Here is a 20,720-nt window from a genome sequence, read left to right on the forward strand (position 1 = left end):
CGGGCGCGCAGACCGACGCGTCGCGGAGGCGGGTGTGCCTGGCCCGTCCCGCTGGCCGGCCGGCGCCGGCCGGCGCGTGACTTGCCGAATGCCGGGGTCGCAGCGGCGCGGCACGGCACCCGCAGCGAATCTCACGTCTCGCGTCAGGAAATCGCCGTAGGCGCGTCTTGCAGGGTGTGAACATCGACGCACCCCTCGCCCGCCGCGGCGGCGGCGCCTCGCCGTTCCTCAGCGTGGGGGCGGCCGCGCGGCTGGCGGGCCTCACTCCGGCCACCCTGACGCGACGCCTCGTGCAAGGCGACCTCCCGGGCTACCGCCTCGGCAGCCGGTGGTTCGTGCCCGAGGCCGAGTTCCGTCGCCAGCTGCGTCGCCGGGCGTGGATGCTGCGAGCGGATGCCGCACCCGACGTCGTGCACGAGCTCACGCGGGTGCTGCCACCGGTCGTCGGCGTCGACGAGCTCGAGCGGTTCTTCGGCCTGCGGCTGCCGCTGCTGTACGAGTCGCTGCGGATGCCGCGTTTCGCCGCACTCGCGATCCGCGGCGGGGCGACGACCGTAGCCGTGCTCGAACGGACGCTGATCGACGCCCGCAACGCCTGCCCGCCGTGCCTGGCGCAGGATGCGCGGTCGGCGCGAGTGGCCGCCTGAGCCGGGGCGCCGGCATCCGTTCCGCGACGAAGGCTCGACGCCGTCACCGGGAAGCGCTTAGACTTGCGCCCGTGTTGACCTGTCGGTGTTGTCGCCCCTGCTGTTGAAGCCACGCTTCACGCAGACCTCCGCGACCCCCGACAACTCTCCGCGCTTCGGCGTGGCAACATCACAGGACTCATCGTGCGTTACGCCCAGAGCGTGGCCGACCTCGTCGGCAACACCCCCCTCGTCCAGCTGAACCGCGTCACCGACGGCCTCGCCGCCACGGTGCTCGCGAAGGTCGAGTACTTCAACCCCGGCGGATCCGCCAAGGACCGTATCGCCCGACGCATCATCGACCAGGCGGAGCGTGACGGGCTTCTGAAGCCCGGCGGCACCATCGTCGAGCCGACCAGCGGCAACACCGGCGTCGGCCTCGCGCTCGTCGCGCTCGAGCGCGGGTACCGGATGATCTTCGTCGTGCCCGACAAGTTCGCCGGGGCGAAGGTCGACGTGCTGCGTGCGTATGGCGCCGAAGTCGTCGTCACCGACACGAGCGTGGAACCCGACGATCCCCGGTCGTACTACAGCGTGTCGGACCGGCTGGTGCGCGAGATCCCGGGCGCGTTCAAGCCCGATCAGTTCGCGAACCCCAACGGCCCGCTCAGCCACTACGAGACGACCGGCCCCGAGATCTGGCGCGACACCGACGGGCGCGTGACGCACTTCGTCGCCGGAATCGGCACGGGCGGCACGATCAGCGGCACCGGGCGGTACCTGCACGAGGCATCGGGCGGGCGGGTCCGTGTGGTCGGCGCCGACCCGGAGGGATCGATCTACTCCGGCGGTCCGGTGCACGGCTACCTGGTCGAGGGCGTGGGCGAGGACTTCTGGCCCGGGAGCTACGACCCCTCTGTGCCCGACGAGATCCACCGCATCCCCGACGCCGAGAGCTTCGCGATGGCCCGCCGCCTCGCCCGGGAGGAAGGGCTCCTCGTGGGCGGCTCGAGCGGCATGGCCGTCGTCGCTGCGCTGCGCACGGCGCGCGATCTTCCCGCCGACGCCGTGGTCGTGGTGCTGCTGCCCGATCACGGCCGTGGCTACCTCCACCGGTTCTACGACGACGGATGGATGCGCGAGCACGGCTTCGACGTCACGGATCCGGCGCAGGCGCCGGTGCCCCAGGTCGTCGAGGGGGAGAAGAACGCCGTCGCCGAGCGAGCCGGCGAGTCGAGCCGCGGAGACGAGGCGCCCGCACCCGGCGCAGGACCCGGCGCCGCGGCATCCGGAACCACTGACGAAGGAGTATCCGAATGACCGAGCCCACGAGCCACGCCGGTTTCGAGACCCGCGCGGTGCACGCCGGCCAGCCGTTCGACCCCACCACCGGCGCCGTCATCCCCCCGGTGCACTTCTCGACGACGTACGCGCAGGACGGCATCGGCGGGCTCCGCGAGGGGTACGAGTACGGACGCAGCGGCAATCCCACTCGCACCGCGCTCGAGACGCAGCTCGCGGCCCTCGAGGGCGGCGCCCACGCGCTGTCGTTCGCGTCGGGTCTCGCCGCCGAAGATGCGCTCCTGCGCGCCGCGCTGAAGCCCGGCGACGAGGTGCTGCTCGGCAACGACGTGTACGGCGGCACGTACCGCCTCATCGCCCGCGTGCTCGGAGCCTGGGGCGTGGGCGTGCGTGTGGTCGACATGAGCGACCTCGACGCGGTGCGTGCCGCGCTCGCGGAGCGGCCCGCGCGCGTGCTGTGGGTGGAGACGCCGAGCAATCCGCTGCTGCGCATCACCGACATCGCCGGTCTCGCCCGCCTGGGGCACGAGGCCGGTGCGCTCGTCGTGGTCGACAACACCTTCGCGTCACCCGCGCTGCAGCAGCCGCTCGCGCTCGGCGCGGACGTCGTGGTGCACTCGACCACCAAGTACCTGGGCGGCCACTCCGACGTCGTCGGCGGCGCCCTCGTGCTGAACGACGACGCGCTGTACGGCGAGGCGAAGTTCCTGCAGTTCGCGGTGGGCGCGGTGTCGGGCCCGCTCGACGCGTGGCTGACCACGCGCGGCATCAAGACGCTCGCCCTCCGCATGCAGCGGCACAGCGAGAACGCGCAGGCGGTGGCCGAGTTCCTCGACGCCCACGCCGCGGTGGCGCGCGTCTACTACCCCGGGCTCGCGGCGCACCCGGGTCACGAGCTGGCGGCCGCGCAGATGAGCGGGTTCGGCGGGATCGTCTCGGTGGCGCTGGCGGATGCCGCGGCCGCCCGCCGGTTCGCCGAGTCGACGCGCCTGTTCCAGCTCGCCGAGTCGCTCGGCGGCGTGGAGTCGCTCATGAACTACCCCGACGAGATGACCCACGCGTCCGTCCGGGGCACCGAGCTCGCTGTCCCGCCGGAGGTGGTGCGGCTCTCGGTCGGCATCGAATCCGTCGTCGACCTCATCGCCGACCTCGACCACGCCCTGACCGGACTCTGATCGGCCTCGATGTGGCGGGTCGGCGGGCCTGCCGCGGGTAGCCGCGCCGGCGCCGACACCGACGCAGCCGCCGGGTGCGGGGCGTTTCGTCTCGCTCGTTCCTCGCTCGCTCAACGACCGGAGGCTGAGGGCGCGGGGCGGGCGGGCGGGCGGGCGGGCGGCGGGCACCGGGCGCCGGGCTTGGTGGGCACCGGGCGCCGGGTGCCGGGCGCCGGGTTGGGGCTGCGGCATCCCGGTTTCCACAGGTGAACCGGGCTTCTGCAGGAGGCGAAGTCCGACTCCTCTCCTGTAGTGGCGCTGTTTACCTGTTGAAGCTCCCAGGTGGCGACCCCGGGCGGGCGGGGCGTTTCGTCTCGCTCGTTCCTCGCTCGCTCAACGACCGGAGGCTGAGGGCGCGGGGCGGGCGGGCGGGCGGGCGGGCGGCGGGCACCGGGCGCCGGGCTTGGTGGGCACCGGGCGCCGGGTGCCGGGCGCCGGGTTGGGGCTGCGGCATCCCGGTTTCCACAGGTGAACCGGGCTTCTGCAGGAGGCGAAGTCCGATTCCTCTCCTGTCGTGGCGCTGTTTACCTGTTGAAGCTCCCCGGTGGCGACCCCGGGCGGGCGGGGCGTTTCGTCTCGCTCGTTCCTCGCTCGCTCAACGACCGGAGGCCGGGGCAGGCGGGCGGCGGGCACCGGGCGCCGGGTCGGGGCTGCGGCATCCGGTTTCCACAGGTGAACCGGGCTTCTGCAGGAGGCGAAGTCCGATTCGTCTCCTGTCGTCGGGCTGTTTGCCTGTTGAGGCCCCCGGTGGCGAGCCCGGGGCGGCGGGGCGTTTCGCCTCGCTCGCTCAACGACCGGAGGCCGGGGCAGGCGGGCGGCGGGCACCGGGCGCCGGGCCGGGGCTGCGGCATCCGGTTTCCACAGGTGAACCGGGCTTCTGCAGGAGGCGAAGTCCGATTCGTCTCCTGTCGTCGTGCTGTTTGCCTGTTGAGGCCCCCGGTGGCGAGCCCGGGGCGGCGGGGCGTTTCGCCTCGCTCGCTCAACGACCGGAGGCCGGGGCCGGGGCAGGTCGGCGCGGGGCGCTCGAGTCGTAGGCTCGGAGGCATGACCGCGAGCTCCGGCATCCGTCCATCCGTCCTCGCGGAGCCGCTGCGGATCGGCGCCGTCACCGTGCCCAACCGCGTCATGCAGACCGCGCACTCGAAGCAATACTCCGACCGTGTGGAGTCCGAGCGTGAGACCGCCTACTACGTGCGCCGCGCCGAGGGCGGCTGCGGGCTGTTCGTCGCGGGCAACCACTTCGTGCACCCGACCGGGTCGATCCGGGGCTTCGAGGACGCGTACCGCCCGGAGGGCGTCGCGGCCGCCCGCGCGATGACCGATGCCGTGCATGACGCCGGCGCGAGGATCTTCGTGCAGCTGAACCACCACGGTGCGCAGGCGCAGCCCGACGGGCCCGACGGGCCGCGGGCGGTGTATGCCCCGTCGCGCATACTCTCACCGTCGACCGCGCACGCGACACGCGAGATGGACGCCGCCGACATCGCCGCCCTCGTCGAGGGGTGGGCGCTGTCGGCCGCGCATGCCCGCGATGGCGGGTTCGACGGCGTCGAGATCCACATGGCGCACGGGTACCTGCTGCACCAGTTCCTCTCGCCCCTCTACAACGCCCGCACCGACGGATACGGCGGCGATCTCGAGGGGCGCACCCGGTTCCCGCGCGAGGTGCTGCGCGCGGTCCGCTCGCGGGTGGGCGACGACTTCACGGTCGGCATCCGCATCGTCGCGAACGAGTTCCACCCCGACGGCATCGACGGCGCCGGCATGCGCGAGATCATCGCCCGGCTGCGCGGCGAGGCCCGCATCGACTTCCTCGACCTCGCCGCCGGCGGGTACCACAACGTGCACTACGTCTTCCCGTCGTCGCCGATGCCGTACGCGTGGCTGCGCGACGACGTCGCGGCGGTCAAGACGGCGGATCCCGATGTCCCCGTCTTCGGCGTCGGCGCGGCGCTGTCGGTGGAGCAGGCCGAGGAGGTGGTGCGCGACGGCATCGCCGACATGGTGGCCCTCACGCGTGCGCAGATCGCCGACCCGGATCTCGGCCGCAAGCTCATCGGGCGGGAGGCCGCGGACGCCGCGGGAAGCGGCATCCGTCACTGCATCCGTTTGAACCAGGGATGCCTCGGCCGCGGCAGCCGCGGCCTTGCGATGTCGTGCACGGTCAATCCCCTCGCGGGGCGTGAGCTCGAGCGCGGCGAGCGCGCCCGCGCGGTAGCCCCGCAACGGTGGGTTGTCGTCGGAGGGGGACCGGCGGGCATGCGGGCCGCGGTGGAACTGGCCTCGGACGGCCACGGCGTGACCCTGATCGAGAAGGCGGACGAGCTGGGCGGCCAGCTGCGCCTGGCGCGTCGCGTGCCCGGCCGCGAGAGCGTCGGGCTGCTGGTCGACGACCTCGTGCGCGACCTCGCTGTCGCGGGCGTCGACGTGCGGCTCGGGGTCGAGGCGACCGAGGCGCTGGTCCGCGCGGAGCACGCCGACGGCGTCGTCGTGGCGACCGGTGCGACCGCCCCGGCGGGCACCTCGCTCGCGCTCGGCGGGGCCTACGCCGGCGGCTTCCCGACCGAGGGCACGGTCGACGCATTCGCCGCGGCATCCGCCCCCTCCTCGCTGGGGCGCCGCATCGCGGTCGTCGACGCCGACGGCACGGCGTACGCGGCGGGCATCGTGCTCACCCTGCTGCCGCACCTGGACGAGCTCGAGCTCGTGACGCCGTTCGAGACGGTGTTCCCGCACATCGGCGCCGGATACGACCGGCCGCTGCTGCTCGAACGGCTCGGCGCGCACCGCGGATTCCGCCGTCGCACGAGCGCGCGTGTCGAGCGTGTCGGCGGGGGTGAGGTCGTCGTGCGCGACTCGCTGACCGGCGAGCCGGCGACGCTCGAGGGGGTCGACGCCGTGGTGGCGGTCGAACCGCGTGCGTCCGTCGGGGTGCCGGGCTTGACGACGGTGATGGATGCCTCGACCGCCGCGCTGCGCACGGCGCCGGTTGCCGGCGCCACGGCCGGCGAGACCTCTGCGGTCTCCGCGGGCGCGGGGGCTGCGGCATCCGTCCCCCGCGTCGTGATGATCGGCGACGCGTTCGCGCCCCGCACGATCGACGCCGCGATCTTCGAGGCCGTGGAGCTCGCGTACGACGTCGCCGGCCTCGCGAACCTGCGCGGCTGACCGCCCGGCCGGGGTGGGCGGGGCCGGGCAGGGCCGCGGCATCCGTCCTTCCGCTTCCGCAGGTCAACCGGGCTTGTGCAGGTGCCGAAGTCCGATCTCCCTCCTGTCGTGGCGCTGTTCTCCTGTTCAAGCTCCCCGCCAGCCGGCCCGGGTGGGCGGACCGGCCCGCGTCGCAACCCGTGGCGCTGCGGAGGTCGCTGCTCCGCCCCGGCCCCGGGCCGCGGCATCCGTCCCCCCGCGTCCACAGGTCAACCGGGCTTGCGCAGGAGCCTGAGGCGCAGATCGCCCCTGACATGGCGAGGTTGACCTGTCGCAGCGCGCTGCGGCCACACCGGCGGGCACCGCCGGGCGCAGGGCGGTGGCTACGCTGGGCGCGTGGACCCCGTCGCCGCAACGCTCGTCATCCTGGTGCTCGCGGTCGTCGCATTCGTGAGCAACCGCGTGCCGATCGGCGTCGTCGCGATCGGCGTCGCGCTCGCCCTCTTCTTCACCGGAGTGTTGACGCTGCCCGAGGCACTGGCCGGGTTCGGCGATCCGACGGTGCTGTTCATCGCCGCGCTGTTCGTGGTGAGTGAGTCGCTCGACGCCACGGGTGTCACCGCGTGGGCGGGGCAGCGGGTGATCGGGCGGGCGGGCACGAAGCGCTCCACGCTCGTGGTCGTGGTCGCGCTGCTCGTGGCGGGGCTGACGGCGCTCATCAGCATCAACGGCGCCGTGGCCGCCCTGCTGCCGCTCGTGGTCGTGGTGGCCGCGCGTGCCGGCATCGCGTCGTCGAAGCTGCTGCTGCCGCTGGCCTTCGCCGCCTCGGCCGGATCGCTCCTGCTGCTCACGGGCACGCCTGTCAACATCCTGGTGTCGGAGTTCGCCGCGAACGCGGGCGGCCGCGAGTTCGGGTACTTCGAGTTCGCGCTGGTGGGCGTGCCCGTCGTGCTCGGCACGATCGCGATCCTGCTCGTCGGCGGCCGGCTCGTGCCCGAGCGCAAGGGCGCGCTCATGCCCATCGACCTCGTACGGCACGCACGGCTGCTGCGGCAGCAGTACGCGCTGACGCTCGACACCGCCACGATCCTCGGCCCGAACACCGGTGTCACCGAGGTGGTGGTCGCACCGCGCTCGCCGTTGATCGGAGCGCGCGTGTGCGCCGGCATGACGACGCCGGACGGCGATCTCGTCGTGCTGGGCGCCCGCCGCGGCGACGAGCAGCTGAAGGGGATCGAGTTCGAGGTGCAGGCCGGCGACGCGCTGCTGCTGCAGGGCACGTGGGACGACCTCTCGCGACGTGCGAGCGACCCCGGCGTGCTCGTGGTCGACGATCCGGCGCAGCTGCGGCGCTCGGTTCCGCTCGGACGCGGAGCCAAGCGGGCGATCGGCATCCTGCTCGCGATGATCGTGCTCCTCGCCACCGGCCTGGTGCCGCCGGCGGTCGCGGCCCTCCTCGCCGCGTGCGCACTGGTGCTGACCCGCACCGTCACCGTGACCCAGGCGTACCACTCGATCTCGTGGACCACGGTCGTGCTCATCGCCGGGATGATCCCGCTGTCGACGGCCTTCATCGCCACCGGAACGGCCGACCTCGTCGCGGAGGGGATGCTGTCGGTGCTGGGTGACGCGGGACCGCATGTCGCCCTGCTCGCCCTGTGCGGACTCACCGTCGTGCTCGGTCAGCTCATCAGCAACACCGCGACGGTGCTCATCGTGGCGCCCATCGCGATCTCGGTCTCGCAGGCGCTCAGCCTGTCGGTGCAGCCCTTCATGATGGCGCTCACGGTGGCGGGGGCGGCCGCGTTCCTCACGCCGATCGCGACGCCCGCGAACCTCATGGTGATGGAGCCGGGCGGCTACCGTTTCGGCGACTACTGGAAGCTCGGACTGCCGCTCGTGCTGTTCTTCCTCGCCCTCGCGGTCTTCTACGTCCCGCTCATCTGGCCCTTCTAGAACGGAATGACGGATGCCGTGCCCCGGCGCAGGCGGCCGGGGCGCGGCATCCGTCCATCCGCCACGGATCAGGCAGCCGACCAGCCGCCGTCGCTCGCGAGGTTCTGCCCGTTGACGTTCACGCCGTCGTCGCTCAGCAGGAAGGTGATCGACGCGGCCAGGCGATCCGGGGTGACCGGCGGGACCATGACCGCCATGCCGGTGCGCACGCGGTCGGCGCCGAGCGGCGAGTTGAACTTCGCCTCGATGTTGGTGATCACCGCGCCGGGCGCCACCGCGTTCACGCGGATGCCGCTCGGGCCGTACATGAACGCGCTGGACTTCGTCAGTCCGACGACCGCGTGCTTGGACGCCGTGTAGGCGGCGCCGGCGGCGGAGCCGCGGAGGGATGCCTCGGACGAGGTGTTGACGATCGAGCCGCCGCCCTGCGCGAGCATGGCCGGGATGACGGCGCGCATGAGCTTCATGGTTCCGGTCACGTTCACGCGGAAGACACGGTCCCAGACCTCGTCGGTGACGTCGCCGACCGGCGTCATGTCGTCCATGATCCCGGCGATGTTGGCGAGGCCGTGGATCCGCTCGCCGGCCGCCTCGACGATGCGGGCGACCCCGGCGTCGTCGGTGATGTCGGCTGTCAGGGCCACGACGTCGGCGCCGTCGTGCGCCGCGACGAACTCGTCGAGCCGGTCCTGGCTGACGTCGACCGCGATGACGCGGCCGCCTTCCCGGGCGACGCGCGACGCGGTGGCGCGTCCGATGCCCGAGCCGGCGCCGGTCACGATGACGGTCTGGCCGGTGAAGCGGCCGGCGGTGATCTTCTCGGCCCACTCGGAGGCCGGAGTCGCCGCAGCAGCGGCGGCAGCGGCATCCGTCTCGGTGGGGACGCCGTCGGGGTTCACCTGCGCGACCAGCGCATCGAGCGCCGCCTGCGGGAAGGCGCCGCCGCTCATGGCGACGAGGTTGCTGATCGGCAGGCCCGCGATGGGTGAGAGCGCGTCGGCGCTCTGCCCGCCCTGAGCGAGGAGCCCGCGCAGCGCCGCACCGCCGGCGGGGTCGTCGAGCCAGCTCTGGATGGTGGATGCCCCGGTGAGGGGAGTGGTGGTGCTCATGGGTGTCCCTTTCTTCGTGCGATGCGGCAGTGCGCGCCGGGTGGCGCGGGGCAGCGGGTCCGGGAACGAGGGGGTTGCTTCGGGCAGCTCCTACCGGACATCTGTGTCCGGTATTAGGCTACACCCGTGCCGAGCACCGCATCCCCCCGTGCGAACCCCCGCCCGAATCGCGGGCCCGCTGCTGCCGCCGACAACCGGCGTGCGCTCATCGCCGCCGCCCGCGAGGTCTACGCCGAAGGCGGCCTCACCGCGCCGTTCAGCGCGGTCGCCAAACGCGCCGGCGTCGGGCAGGGCAGTCTCTACCGCCACTTCCCCGACCGCACCGCGCTCGCGGTCGCCGTCTTCGAAGACAACGTGCGCGAGCTCGAGGACTACACGTCAGAGCCCGACCGCACCGTCGACGACCTGCTCGACCGCGTCGTGGACCAGGCGGTGGTCTCGACCGCCCTCATCGAGCTCATCACCGCCGACCTCTCCGACGCGCGCATCGCCACCCTGGGCGCCCGGTTCCACGCCCTCGTCGAGCGTCTGGTCGCACGCGATCGCCAGGCGGGCCGCGTCGGCGCCCACCTCGAAGCGGACGATGTCACGATGGCGGCGGGGATGCTGGCGACCGAGCTGGCACGCGCGCAGCCGGCGCATCGTGCGGCCGCGGCACGCCGCGCGCGAGCACTCTTCGCTGCGGCCTTCGCCCCCAGGTGACGCCCCGATTATGCTCCTGCCATGGGCAGGTTCATCTACGACACCAACGCCAACTCGGTGGACATCGAGGATCGCACGCTGGCTCATCTGCGCATCGTCATCATGAACAAGCTGCGCCGGTCCGAACCCTTCATGTTCGACATCGAGATCGGCGACGGCAGCGGTCGACGCAGCTTCTGGATCCATCCCGCCGTGCCGATCCAGTTCCACTTCTTCGGCAGCCGTCTCCCGCGCATCAACCGTCGATGGGTCGAGGAGCTCATGCTCGCCGCGAGCGGACCGAACGGGCTGACCATCGTCCCCGAGCCCGACGCCGACGAGCGCGAGCCCGCCGAGATCTGACCGTCAGGACGAGCCGATGTCGTCGGGGCTCACTTCGGTGCCGGCGACGGTGAGGCGCTCGACGTCGAGGCTCTCGACGTCGACGTTGCCGAGCGTGACGTCGCGACCATCGCCCTCGCCAGCCCCGACACCGGCGGCGGTCGGAACCGGCCCGGTGTCGAAGTGCTCGGCGACGAGCATGATGCCGCCGGTCGAGCTCGCGGAGTTGGCGAGCTCCTCGATCCAGTCGCGGCTGAGTTCGGCCGGCTCGGGGTCGTCGAAGACGAAGCGCAGCGGAATGGACGGGTGCAGCCAGATCGTGCTGCGCCCCCGCGGCTGGTCGTCGGGGTGCTTCCACGACACCGTGAAGCTCTCGTCACGACGCAGCTTGGTCGCGATGACGACCTTCAGGTGCGCGAGCGCGCGGTCCTCGATGTGGATCGGCATCGCGCTGCCGCCGTAGTAGATGGTGCCCACGCGCCCACCATAACCCCTGGGCCCGCGGTTGCGGGGTTCAGAGTCTCGACCACGCCTCGGTCAGGACGCTGCGGAGGATCTGCTCGATCTCGTCGAACTCCTTCGGCCCGATCGTGAGCGGCGGGGCGAGCTGGATGACGGGGTCGCCCCGGTCGTCGGCGCGGCAGTAGAGGCCGGCGTCGAACAGCGCCTTCGACAGGAAGCCGCGCAGCAGACGCTCGGACTCGTCGTCGTCGAACGTCTCCTTCGTCGCCTTGTCTTTCACGAGCTCGATGCCGAAGAAGTAGCCGTCGCCGCGGACGTCGCCGACGATCGGCAGGTCGGTGAGCTTCTCGAGCGTCGACCGGAAGACCGGCGAGTACTCGCGCACCCGCTCGTTGAGGCCCTCCTCCTCGAAGATGTCGAGGTTCTCCAGTGCGACCGCCGCCGACACCGGGTGACCGCCGAAGGTGTACCCGTGGTAGAACGCGCGGTCGCCCGTGGCGAAGGGCTCATAGATGCGGTCGCTCACGATGGTGGCACCGATGGGGGAGTAGCCGCTGGTCATCGCCTTCGCGCACGTGATCATGTCGGGCACGTAGCCGTATGCGTCGCAGGCGAACATGTGGCCGATGCGGCCGAAGGCGCAGATGACCTCATCCGACACGAGCAGCACGTCGTACTTGTCGCAGATCTCGCGCACCCGCTGGAAGTACCCGGGAGGAGGCGGGAAGCAGCCGCCGGAGTTCTGCACCGGCTCGAGGAAGACGGCGGCCACCGTGTCAGGACCCTCGAACTGGATCATCTCCTCGATGCGGTCGGCCGCCCACACGCCGAACTCCTCGACGCTGCCGGTCGGCGCGCCCATGTCGCCCGCGCGGTAGAAGTTGGTGTTGGGCACGCGGAAGCCGCCCGGGGTCACGGGCTCGAACATCGACTTCATCGCGGGGATGCCGGTGATCGCGAGCGCGCCCTGCGGCGTGCCGTGGTAGGCCACCGAGCGCGAGATGACCTTATGCTTGGTCGGCTTGCCCTGGATCTTCCAGTAGTACTTCGCCAGCTTGAAGGCGGTCTCGACGGCCTCGCCGCCGCCGGTCGAGAAGAAGACCTTGTTGAGGTCGCCGGGCGCGTAGTCGGCCAGACGATCGGCGAGCTCGATCGCGGCCGGGTGCGCGTACGACCAGATCGGGAAGAAGGCGAGCTCTTCCGCCTGCTTGGCGGCCACCTCGGCCAGGCGCCGGCGCCCATGGCCGGCGGCGACGACGAACAGGCCGGCGAGCCCGTCGATGTACTGCTTGCCCTGCGAGTCCCAGATGTGGTGGCCCTCGCCCTTGACGATGATCGGGACGCCCGGACCCTCGGTCATCACCGACTGGCGGGCGAAGTGCATCCAGAGGTGGTCCTTGGCCATCTGCTGCAGCTCGGCGTCGCTGCGAGCGGGGCGCTGGGTCACGGATTGCGCGGTGGTGGACATGAAAGGCCTTCCGTCGGACGTGCTCCCACGCTACTCGCGCCGCCCGCGCGGGCGGTTGCGACGTTTCGTCCGGTTCGGATGCCGCGGGCACCGGACCGTCCGGCGCACCGGGCTTCGCGGCATCCGTCGTCCCTCCGCTCGCCTGTCGCGAAGTGTCGAGTGATCCGGTGTTTCGTGACGGGGGAGCAGGGGGAGGTGGGGCCCCGGGTCAGGTCGAGCCGCGCTCGATGAGGGTGGTCGGGAGCACGATCGGCGAGGGCGGGAGCGCGGCCCCGGCGGCGGCATCGGCCAGTGCCGTCACGGCGGCGGCCGCCATCTCGCGGATGGGCTGGCGCACCGTCGTGAGGGGCGGCGTCAGCCAGCGCGCCCCGCGGAGGTCGTCGAACCCGACGACGAGCACATCGTCGGGGATGCGGCGCCCAGTGGCGATCGCGGCCGCGTACACGCCGGCCGCCATCTCGTCCGAGCACGCGAACACCCCGAGCCGCTCACCCTCGCCGAGACCGCGCAGCAGCGGCACCGCGGCCTCGCGGGCGGCTGCCGCACCCCAGTCGGCCTGCAGCGCGACGAGCTCGGCGCCCGGGCGGGCGAGCCGCAGCCCCTCGCGGAACCCGGCGTTGCGGGCCCGGCCGTAGCGGTACGGCGGTGAGCCCAGCATGATCGCGAACCGCGTCGCGCCACGCGCCGTGAGGTGCATCGCCGCGGCGACGCCGCCCTCGTGATCGGTCGAGCGCACGCTCGTGAGCCCGCGCGAGGTCTCGGCCTGCGGGTCCATGAGCACGACCGGGATCGCAGCGTCGTCGAGCGCCGCCAGCTGCGATGCCGTCGGCGAGATCAGCCCCAGCACCACCCCGGCCGACCCGCGCCGGCGGATGCGCATCGGCCAGTCGTCGTCGGGGGTGTCGCGCTCCTCCGTGAGAACGAGGTCGTAGCCAGCCGCCGCCGCGGCGCTGCGGGCGCCCGCCGTCACCTCGTCCGAGTACGCGTTGTGGTACCAGCCGAGCACGAGGTCGATGAGCCGCGCCGAGCCGGGCGGGCGACCTCCGACGGCGGGATCGCGTGTGTATCCGAGGGTGCGCGCCACGGCGAGCACTCGGCGACGCGTCGTCGCCGACAGATCCCCGCGGCCGCTGAGCGCCCGGGACGCGGTCGCCACACTGACCTGCGCCGCCGCGGCGACGGCGCCGAGCGTCACGCGCGCGGCGCTCGCGGGCAGCTCGGCGGGCAGGGCCGGCTCGGGCGCCCACCCCGGCCTGGCGCTCGGGCCCGGCGCCGGCCCGGGCCTCAGCGCCGACACAGCCCCCTCCGGCAGGTCGCCGGCGGGGGTGTTCCCGGAATCGCGCACACCTCACTGTCGACGACGGCGAGGTTTTGCGCAACATCCTCGACCCGTGCCGAGGGCGATGGCATCGTCTCTGGCGGAAAGGGCCACCACGATGACGACGACGACATCGCCGCTGCGGATCGCGCTGATCGGCACCGGCTTCATGGGCCGCATGCACACGCAGGCGTGGCGCACGGCTCCCCGGTTCTTCGACCTGCCGCTGGCTCCCGAGCCCGCGCTGCTGGTCGGCCGCCGCCCCGACGCCACGGCCGAGTCCGCGGCCCGCTGGGGCTGGAACGAGCACTCCGTCGACTGGCGCGAGGCGATCTCGCGCGACGACATCGACGCGGTCGACATCTGCACGCCGGGCGACACGCACGCCGAGATCGCGCTCGCGGCGCTCGCCGCCGGCAAGCACGTCCTGTGCGAGAAGCCGCTGGCGAACACGGTCGCCCAGGCGCAGGAGATGACGGATGCCGCGTCCCGCGCGTCCGGAATCGCGATGTGCGGATTCAGCTACCGGCGCACGCCGGCGCTGGCTCTTGCGCGCGAGCTCATCGCCGACGGACGTGTGGGGGAGATCCGCCACGTGCGGGCCCAGTATCTGCAGGACTGGCTGAGCGATCCGGACTCGCCGCACACCTGGCGGCTCGACCGCGACCGGGCGGGATCCGGCGCGCTCGGCGACATCGGAGCGCACAGCATCGACACCGCGCAGTGGCTGACCGGGCAGGACATCGCGGCGGTCTCCGCGACGGTCCGCACCTTCGTCACGTCGCGGCCCCGGCGCTCGGCGGTCGAGGGGCTCGGCGGCGTCGCGGCCGACACGTCCGACCGGCTGCCCGTGAGCGTCGACGACGCCGCCGCCTTCACCGCACGCTTCGCCGGCGGCGCGCTCGGCGTCTTCGAGGCGACCCGCATGGCCACGGGCCGGCGCAACGCGAACCGCATCGAGATCAACGGCGACCGCGGCTCGATCGCCTTCGACTTCGAGCGCATGAACGAGCTCGAGGTGTACGACGCCGCCGCCGATGCCGCGCAGGGCTTCCGGCGGGTGCAGGTCACCGAGGCGCGGCATCCGTATGCCGGAGCGTGGTGGCCGGCCGGCCACGGACTGGGCTACGAACACCTCTTCACGCACCAGGCCGTCGACTTCGTGCGCGCCGTCGCGGGAGAGATCCCGCCGTCGCCGAGCTTCGCCGACGCGCTGCAGGTACAGCGCGTGCTCGCCGCCGTCGAGCAGAGCGCCGCGCACGACAGCATCTTCACGCCGGTGGCAGCAGCCGCCGCCGACCCCGAAGGGATCTCCTCATGACCCGCACCGCCCTCGTCGTCCGCGGCGGATGGGACGGCCACCATCCGATCGAGGCGACCGACCTCTTCCTTCCGTTCCTCCGCGACAGCGGCTTCGACGTCACGGTCGAGGACGACCCGGAGGTCTACGCCGACGCCGACCGGATGGCCGCCACCGACCTCGTCGTGCAGTGCGTGACGATGTCGCGGGCCTCTCACGAGGCCGTCCGCGGCCTGCGCGAGGCGGTCGCCGCCGGCACCGGGCTGGCGGGCTGGCACGGCGGCATCGCCGACTCGTTCCGCGCCAGCTCGGACTACCTCCAGCTCGTGGGAGGGCAGTTCGCGACCCACCCCTCCAAGCACCCCGACGAGGTGCACGGCGACCAGACCGACAACTACCTCGACTACACCGTCGAGATCACCGAGCTCGGCCGCGCGCACGACATCACCGCGGGCCTCGGCGACTTCGCGCTGCGCACCGAGCAGTACTGGGTGCTGCACGACGACCTCATCGACGTGCTGGCGACCACCACCCACCCCGTCCAGCCGTACCACCCGTGGCACCGCCCGATCGTCTCGCCGGCGGTGTGGACGCGCGACTGGGGGCAGGGGCGCGTCTTCGTCTCGACACCTGGCCACAGCCTCGACGTGCTCCAGGACGACAACGTCCGCACCATCATCGAGCGCGGCCTCCTCTGGGCAGCGCGATGACGCGCGGCACGGTGAACGACATCGGCATCGTCGGGTTGGGCGTGATCTCGCGCCAGTACCTCGACACCCTCCTCGTCGCGTCCGGCGTGCGGGTCGCCGCCGTCGCCGACCTGGACGCTTCGCGGGCGCAGGCCGCCGCGGACGCCATCCCGGGCTGTCGCGCCGTGACCACCGACGAGCTGCTCGCCGACCCCGGCGTCGGCACGGTGCTGAACCTGACGATCCCCGCCGCGCACGCCGATGTCGCGCTCGGCGCCATCGCCCACGGCAAGGACGTGTACGGCGAGAAGCCGCTCGCCGCGACCCTCGCCGACGCGGAGCGGGTGATGGATGCCGCCACCGCCGCGGGCGTCCGCGTCGGGAGTGCGCCCGACACGGTGCTCGGAACCGGTGTGCAGACCGCGCGCGCCGCGATCGACGAGGGACGCATCGGCCGCCCCGTGTCGGCGTCTGCGACGTGGGTCTCGGCGGGCCACGAGTCGTGGCATCCGCAGCCCGACTTCTACTACCGCGAGGGCGGTGGGCCGCTGCTCGACATGGGGCCGTACTACGTCTCGTCGCTCGTGCAGCTGCTCGGACCTGTCACGCACGTGTCGGGCGCCGCTTCCCGCTCGCGCGATGAGCGCGTGATCGGCTCGGGGCCGCGGGCCGGCGAGCGCATCGGCGTCGAGGTCGACACGCACCTCACCGGCATCCTGCACCACGGATCGGGGGCGATCTCGACGGTGACCATGAGCTTCGACGGGGTCCGCTCGACCGCGGCCCCCATCGAGGTGCACGGCATCGAGGGCTCGCTGCTCGTGCCCGACCCGAATCACTTCGACGGCGATGTGCAGCTGCATCCGGCCGGCGGCGAGTGGCAGACGCTCGAGCCCTCGGCGGGCTACCTCGACTCGAGTCGCGGCGTGGGGCTCCTCGACTTCATCGCCGGGCCCGCACGGGCCAGCGGTGCACTGGCCCTGCACGCGCTCGAGATCATGACCGCGCTCGCCGTCTCGTCGGCGTCGGGCGTCCGCGAGCCGCTGCGCACCACCGTCGATCGTCCCCCGCTCGTCCCGCTCACCCCCGCATCCACCTGGAGGAACCTGTGACCACGGCCCGCGCCGTCATCGACCTCGACGTCCCCGGTGACGTCATCAGCCGCCACCTCTACGGGCACTTCGCCGAGCACCTCGGCCGCTGCATCTACGGCGGGTTCTGGGTGGGCGAGGACTCCGCGATCCCGAACGTCCGCGGCATCCGCTCCGACGTCGTCGAGGCGCTGCGGGCTCTCGGCATCCCGAACCTCCGCTGGCCGGGCGGGTGCTTCGCCGACGACTACCACTGGCGCGACGGCATCGGCCCGCGCGAGACCCGCCCGACGATGGTGAACACCCACTGGGGCGACGTCGTCGAGAACAACCACTTCGGCACGCACGAGTTCATGGACCTGTGCGACCTGCTGGGTGCCGACGCGTACGTGAACGGCAACGTCGGCAGCGGCACGGTGCGGGAGATGAGCGAGTGGGTGGAGTACCTCACCCGCGACGGCGACAGCCCGATGGCGCGCCTGCGCCGCGAGAACGGGCGCGACGAACCGTGGAGGGTGCCGTTCTGGGGCATCGGGAACGAGGCGTGGGGATGCGGCGGCAACATGACGGCCGAGCAGTACGCCCTCGAGGCGCGCCGCTACGGCACCTTCTGCCGCAACCACGGCGGCAATGAGCTGTACCGCATCGCCGCCGGCGCGTCGGACGACGACATCACCTGGACGCGCGCGCTCATGGAATCGCTCGGATGCCTCACCTGCGGCTCGAACCCGACGCCGGTGTTCCAGGGGGTGTCGTTCCACTACTACTCGCACGCCGGATCGGGCATCAACACCGAGTCGGCGACGCAGTTCACCGAGGACGAGTTCTACGGCACCATGCGCAAGGCGCTGGATGTGGAACGGGTGATCCGCCGGCACGAGGCCGTCATGGACTCCTACGACCCCGACCGCAAGGTGGGGCTCATCCTCGACGAGTGGGGCACGTGGTGGAACGTCGAGCCGGGCACCAATCCCGGCTTCCTGTTCCAGCAGAACACCGTGCGCGACGCGCTCGTGGCGGCCGTGCACTTCGACGCGTTCCACCGGCACGCGGGGCGCCTGAAGATGGCGAACATCGCGCAGACGCTCAACGTGCTGCAGGCGATGATCCTGACCGACGACGACGGCGCGATGGTGCTGACGCCGACGTACCACGTGTTCGAGATGAACCGCGGCCACCACGACGCCACCGCGCTCGCCGCCCACGTGCTGTCGTCGCCCGCCGTGGCCGACGACGTGCCCGGGCTGTCGGTGTCGGCCTCAGTCGCCGGCGACGGCGCCACGGCGCTCGTGTCGCTGTCGAACCTGTCGCTCGACGCGGCGCTCGAGGTGCGCGTCGACCTCCGCGGCCGTGACGCCGCGGTCCGTCGTGCCCGCGTGCTCACGGGGACGGATGCCGCAGCCCACAACACTCCCGACACGCCGGACGCCGTCGCGCCGGTGGCGCTGGAGACGTCGCTGGATTCCGGGGTGCTGTCGGTGACCCTGCCCCCGCACTCGTTCGCGACGGTGGAGCTCGAGCTCGCGTAGCCCAGGCACCCGTTTGCCGAGCTGAGGCGCCCGCGCCGCCGTGCGCCGGTCGCGGGCGCTTCGTCTCGGTCGCTGCGCTCCCTCGCTCAACGACCGGGGCCGGGCCTCCGGTCGCTGCGCTCGCTCGCTCAACGACCGGGGCACAGGCCTCCGGTCGTTGAGCGAGCGAAGCGAGACGAAACGCGTCGGCGCCTCAGACGGCGGCGGGCGCCTCGATCGAGACCGTCGCGGTGGCGACGCGCGCGTCCTCGGCGGTGACCGCGTGCACCGGGCCGGTGAGCTCGATGCGGGTCTCGGTCTCACGCTCGGCGCACGAGGGGCCGACCCAGAGCTCGATCGCGCCGGGCTCGACGATGCGCCGGCCGTCGCGCCCGGTGAACGCCAGTCGCGACGCGGGCACCGTGAACTCGACTGTCGCCGTCTCGCCGGGCCCGAGCGCGACGCGCTGGTAGGCGAGTAGCTGCGCGACGGGACGGGTGACCGACGCGAAGACGTCCCGCGCGTACAGCTGCACCACATCGGTACCGGCGCGCGCGCCGGCGTTCGACAGACGGACCCTGGCGGTGACGGAGCCGTCGGTGGCGGCATCCGTCGCCGACAGCTCTTCGCGCGCGAACGTCGTGTACGTCAGACCGTGTCCGAAGGGGAGCGCGGGGGTGTTGTCGGCGCTCGTGATCTCGGTCGGTCCGCCGAGGACCGGGTGCAGGTACGTGTACGGCTGCGCTCCCGCCGAGCGGGGAAGCGACACCGGCAGACGCCCGGACGGCTCCGCATCACCGGCGAGCAGGCGGGCGACCGCGGGGCCCCCCTCCTCGCCGGGGAAGAACGCCTGCACGACCGCGCCGGCGGCCGACGGCCCCTCGAGCATCCACCCGATCGCGTACGGCCGACCGGAGACGACGACCACGACGGTCGGCGTGCCGGTGGCGACGACCTCCTCGACGAGCCGGCGCTGGGCACCGGGCAGCTCGAGGTCGTCGACGTCGTTGCCCTCACCCACCGTTCCGCGACCGAACAGGCCCGCCCGATCGCCGACCACCACCACCGCGACCTCCGCGGAGGCGGCGGCGCGGGCCGCGTCGGCGATGCCGCGCGGATCGGGATCCTCGACGTCGCATCCCCGCTCGGCGACGAACTCGGCGTTCGCGAACCGGCTGCGCAGCGACTCGGCGATCGTCGGGATCTCGAAGCCGAGCGGGGTGCCCGGGTGATGCGCCAGGACGTGGTTGGCGAACGAGTAGCAGCCCATGAGCGACTCGGCCGCACCGGCGTTGGGGCCGATGACGGCGATGCGGCGCGGGCCGGCGAGGGGCAGCACGCCGTCGTTGCTGAGCAGCACCAGCGACTCCTCCGCGGCCCGGCGCGCGAGCGCGCGCAACTCGGGTCCGTCCAGCTCGACCGCGGTCGGCGGGGTCCGGAAGTCGGCGTCGAGCAGTCCGAGCTCCTCCTTCTGCGCGAGCACGCGCAGCACGGCGCGGTCGACGAGCGCCACCTCCTCCGGGTGCTCCTCCAGCCGGTCGCGCAGCGGCGCCACGAACGCGTCGCCGGTGGGCAGCTCGATATCGATCCCCGCCCGCAGCGCCAGCACCGCCGCCTCGCCGAGGTCGGCGGCGACGCCGTGGAGGGCGTGCAGGAATGCGACCGAGAAGTAGTCGGCGACCACGGTCCCGTCGAAGCCCCACTCCTCGCGCAGCACGCCGGTCAGCAGCTCGGGATTCGAGGCCACCGGCACGCCGTCGATCTCGGCGTACGAGTTCATCACCGAGCGCACGCCGCCGTCGCGCACCGCCATCTCGAACGGCGGGAGGATCACGTCGCGCAGCCGTCGTCCGCCCATATGCACCGGTGCGTGGTTGCGCCCGGCCTGCGACGCCGAATAGCCCGCGAAGTGCTTGAGCGTCGCGTGGACCCCCGCCGATTGCAGGCCGCGCACGTAGGCGGTGCCGATCGTGCCGACGACGTAGGGGTCTTCGGCGATGCACTCGTCGACCCGGCCCCACCGTGGGTCCGTCACGACGTCGAGCACGGGAGCCAGCCCCTGGTGGATGCCGAGCGTCCCCATCGTGCGGCCGATGGCGGCGCCGATCCGCTCGGTGAGCTCCGGGTCGAACGCGGCGCCCCAGGCGAGCGGCGTCGGCAGCGTCGCGGCCTTCCAGGCGGCGAGACCCGTGAGGCACTCCTCGTGCACGATGGCCGGGATGCCGAGCCGGGTGTCCTCGCGAAGGCGCCGCTGCTCCGCCCACAGCCACGCCGCCCGCTCGACCGGATCGACGGGGCGGGTTCCGTACACGCGTGTGAGGTGGCCGATGCCGTGGCTGGTGGCATCCTCGTACCGCGTGGAGGTGACCATCTCACCAGCCATCGGCGCGACCACCTCGTCACCCTGATCGACCCAGTACCCCACCAGCTGGGCGAGCTTCTCATCGATCGTCATCCGCGCATGGAGGGAGCGCACCCGCTCCGACGCCGCGGGCAGTTCCATGCCG

The 20,720-nt window shown here is 72.7% G+C and carries 15 protein-coding genes and 1 pseudogene; 11 read left to right on the forward strand and 5 right to left on the reverse strand.

Annotated elements, in window-relative coordinates; all coding sequences use genetic code 11:
- The first annotated feature begins 176 nt into the window (after positions 1-176).
- The 5 genes from R8Z57_RS13275 to R8Z57_RS13295 all read left to right on the forward strand — a co-directional run bounded on the left by R8Z57_RS13275 (position 177) and on the right by R8Z57_RS13295 (position 8,245).
- Positions 177-647 carry a helix-turn-helix domain-containing protein gene (locus R8Z57_RS13275; RefSeq protein ID WP_318354263.1) on the forward strand — a complete coding sequence of 157 codons (471 nt, stop codon included), beginning with the start codon at positions 177-179 and terminating at the stop codon, positions 645-647.
- 183 nt (positions 648-830) lie between these two features.
- The gene (locus R8Z57_RS13280; protein ID WP_318354264.1) at positions 831-1,946 is read left to right on the forward strand and encodes a pyridoxal-phosphate dependent enzyme; all 1,116 of its coding nucleotides are present in this window, start codon (positions 831-833) and stop codon (positions 1,944-1,946) included.
- Positions 1,943-3,103, forward strand: coding sequence for a cystathionine gamma-synthase (locus tag R8Z57_RS13285; protein WP_318354265.1), 1,161 nt, complete (start codon positions 1,943-1,945; stop codon positions 3,101-3,103). Before R8Z57_RS13280 ends, R8Z57_RS13285 begins: the two co-directional genes overlap by 4 nt.
- 1,083 nt (positions 3,104-4,186) lie before the next feature.
- Positions 4,187-6,310: an NAD(P)-binding protein gene (locus tag R8Z57_RS13290; protein WP_318354266.1), complete on the forward strand. Its 2,124-nt coding sequence runs from the start codon at positions 4,187-4,189 to the stop codon at positions 6,308-6,310.
- A 375-nt stretch (positions 6,311-6,685) separates the two neighbouring features.
- Positions 6,686-8,245 (forward strand): SLC13 family permease, encoded by a 1,560-nt coding sequence (locus R8Z57_RS13295; RefSeq protein ID WP_318354267.1) that lies wholly within the window; start codon positions 6,686-6,688, stop codon positions 8,243-8,245.
- 68 nt (positions 8,246-8,313) lie between these two features.
- Here the strand turns inward: R8Z57_RS13295 and R8Z57_RS13300 are convergent, their stop codons facing one another.
- On the reverse strand, positions 8,314-9,354 hold the full coding sequence (locus R8Z57_RS13300) for an SDR family NAD(P)-dependent oxidoreductase (RefSeq protein ID WP_318354268.1): 1,041 nt from the start codon (positions 9,352-9,354) through the stop codon (positions 8,314-8,316).
- A gap of 126 nt (positions 9,355-9,480) precedes the next feature.
- On the opposite strand from R8Z57_RS13300, the gene R8Z57_RS13305 reads away from it, so the two are divergent.
- Together R8Z57_RS13305 and R8Z57_RS13310 are read left to right on the forward strand one after the other, a co-directional pair.
- On the forward strand, positions 9,481-10,056 hold the full coding sequence (locus R8Z57_RS13305; RefSeq protein ID WP_318354269.1) for a helix-turn-helix domain-containing protein: 576 nt from the start codon (positions 9,481-9,483) through the stop codon (positions 10,054-10,056).
- A gap of 21 nt (positions 10,057-10,077) precedes the next feature.
- Positions 10,078-10,398 (forward strand): ATP-dependent DNA ligase, encoded by a 321-nt coding sequence (locus R8Z57_RS13310; protein ID WP_318354270.1) that lies wholly within the window; start codon positions 10,078-10,080, stop codon positions 10,396-10,398.
- A 153-nt stretch (positions 10,399-10,551) separates the two neighbouring features.
- Here R8Z57_RS13310 and R8Z57_RS13315 read toward each other — a convergent pair.
- The 3 genes and pseudogenes from R8Z57_RS13315 to R8Z57_RS13325 form a co-directional block, all read right to left on the reverse strand.
- Positions 10,552-10,854 (reverse strand): annotated as a pseudogene (locus tag R8Z57_RS13315) (hypothetical protein); the annotation flags it as partial.
- 37 nt (positions 10,855-10,891) lie between these two features.
- A complete protein-coding gene (locus R8Z57_RS13320; RefSeq protein WP_318354271.1) occupies positions 10,892-12,307 on the reverse strand; it encodes an aspartate aminotransferase family protein in 1,416 nt (471 codons plus the stop codon).
- A 208-nt stretch (positions 12,308-12,515) separates the two neighbouring features.
- Positions 12,516-13,652 carry a LacI family DNA-binding transcriptional regulator gene (locus R8Z57_RS13325; protein ID WP_318354272.1) on the reverse strand — a complete coding sequence of 379 codons (1,137 nt, stop codon included), beginning with the start codon at positions 13,650-13,652 and terminating at the stop codon, positions 12,516-12,518.
- Between the two features lie 91 nt (positions 13,653-13,743).
- On the opposite strand from R8Z57_RS13325, the gene R8Z57_RS13330 reads away from it, so the two are divergent.
- The 4 genes from R8Z57_RS13330 to R8Z57_RS13345 are packed head-to-tail and all read left to right on the forward strand — an operon-like array spanning position 13,744 to position 18,234.
- Positions 13,744-14,946: a Gfo/Idh/MocA family oxidoreductase gene (locus R8Z57_RS13330; protein WP_318354273.1), complete on the forward strand. Its 1,203-nt coding sequence runs from the start codon at positions 13,744-13,746 to the stop codon at positions 14,944-14,946.
- Positions 14,943-15,635, forward strand: a complete 693-nt coding sequence (locus R8Z57_RS13335; RefSeq protein ID WP_318354274.1) for a ThuA domain-containing protein — start codon at positions 14,943-14,945, stop codon at positions 15,633-15,635. Before R8Z57_RS13330 ends, R8Z57_RS13335 begins: the two co-directional genes overlap by 4 nt.
- Positions 15,632-16,726, forward strand: a complete 1,095-nt coding sequence (locus tag R8Z57_RS13340; protein ID WP_318354275.1) for a Gfo/Idh/MocA family oxidoreductase — start codon at positions 15,632-15,634, stop codon at positions 16,724-16,726. Before R8Z57_RS13335 ends, R8Z57_RS13340 begins: the two co-directional genes overlap by 4 nt.
- Complete coding sequence (locus R8Z57_RS13345; RefSeq protein ID WP_318354276.1) at positions 16,723-18,234, forward strand: alpha-N-arabinofuranosidase; 1,512 nt, start codon at positions 16,723-16,725, stop codon at positions 18,232-18,234. Before R8Z57_RS13340 ends, R8Z57_RS13345 begins: the two co-directional genes overlap by 4 nt.
- 193 nt (positions 18,235-18,427) lie before the next feature.
- On the opposite strand, the gene R8Z57_RS13350 is transcribed toward R8Z57_RS13345, so the two are convergent.
- Complete coding sequence (locus R8Z57_RS13350; RefSeq protein WP_318354277.1) at positions 18,428-20,716, reverse strand: beta-glucosidase family protein; 2,289 nt, start codon at positions 20,714-20,716, stop codon at positions 18,428-18,430.
- Positions 20,717-20,720 lie beyond the last annotated feature (4 nt).

Source organism: Microbacterium sp. M3 (assembly GCF_033548675.1).
In the GTDB taxonomy this organism is placed as follows: domain Bacteria; phylum Actinomycetota; class Actinomycetes; order Actinomycetales; family Microbacteriaceae; genus Microbacterium; species Microbacterium arthrosphaerae.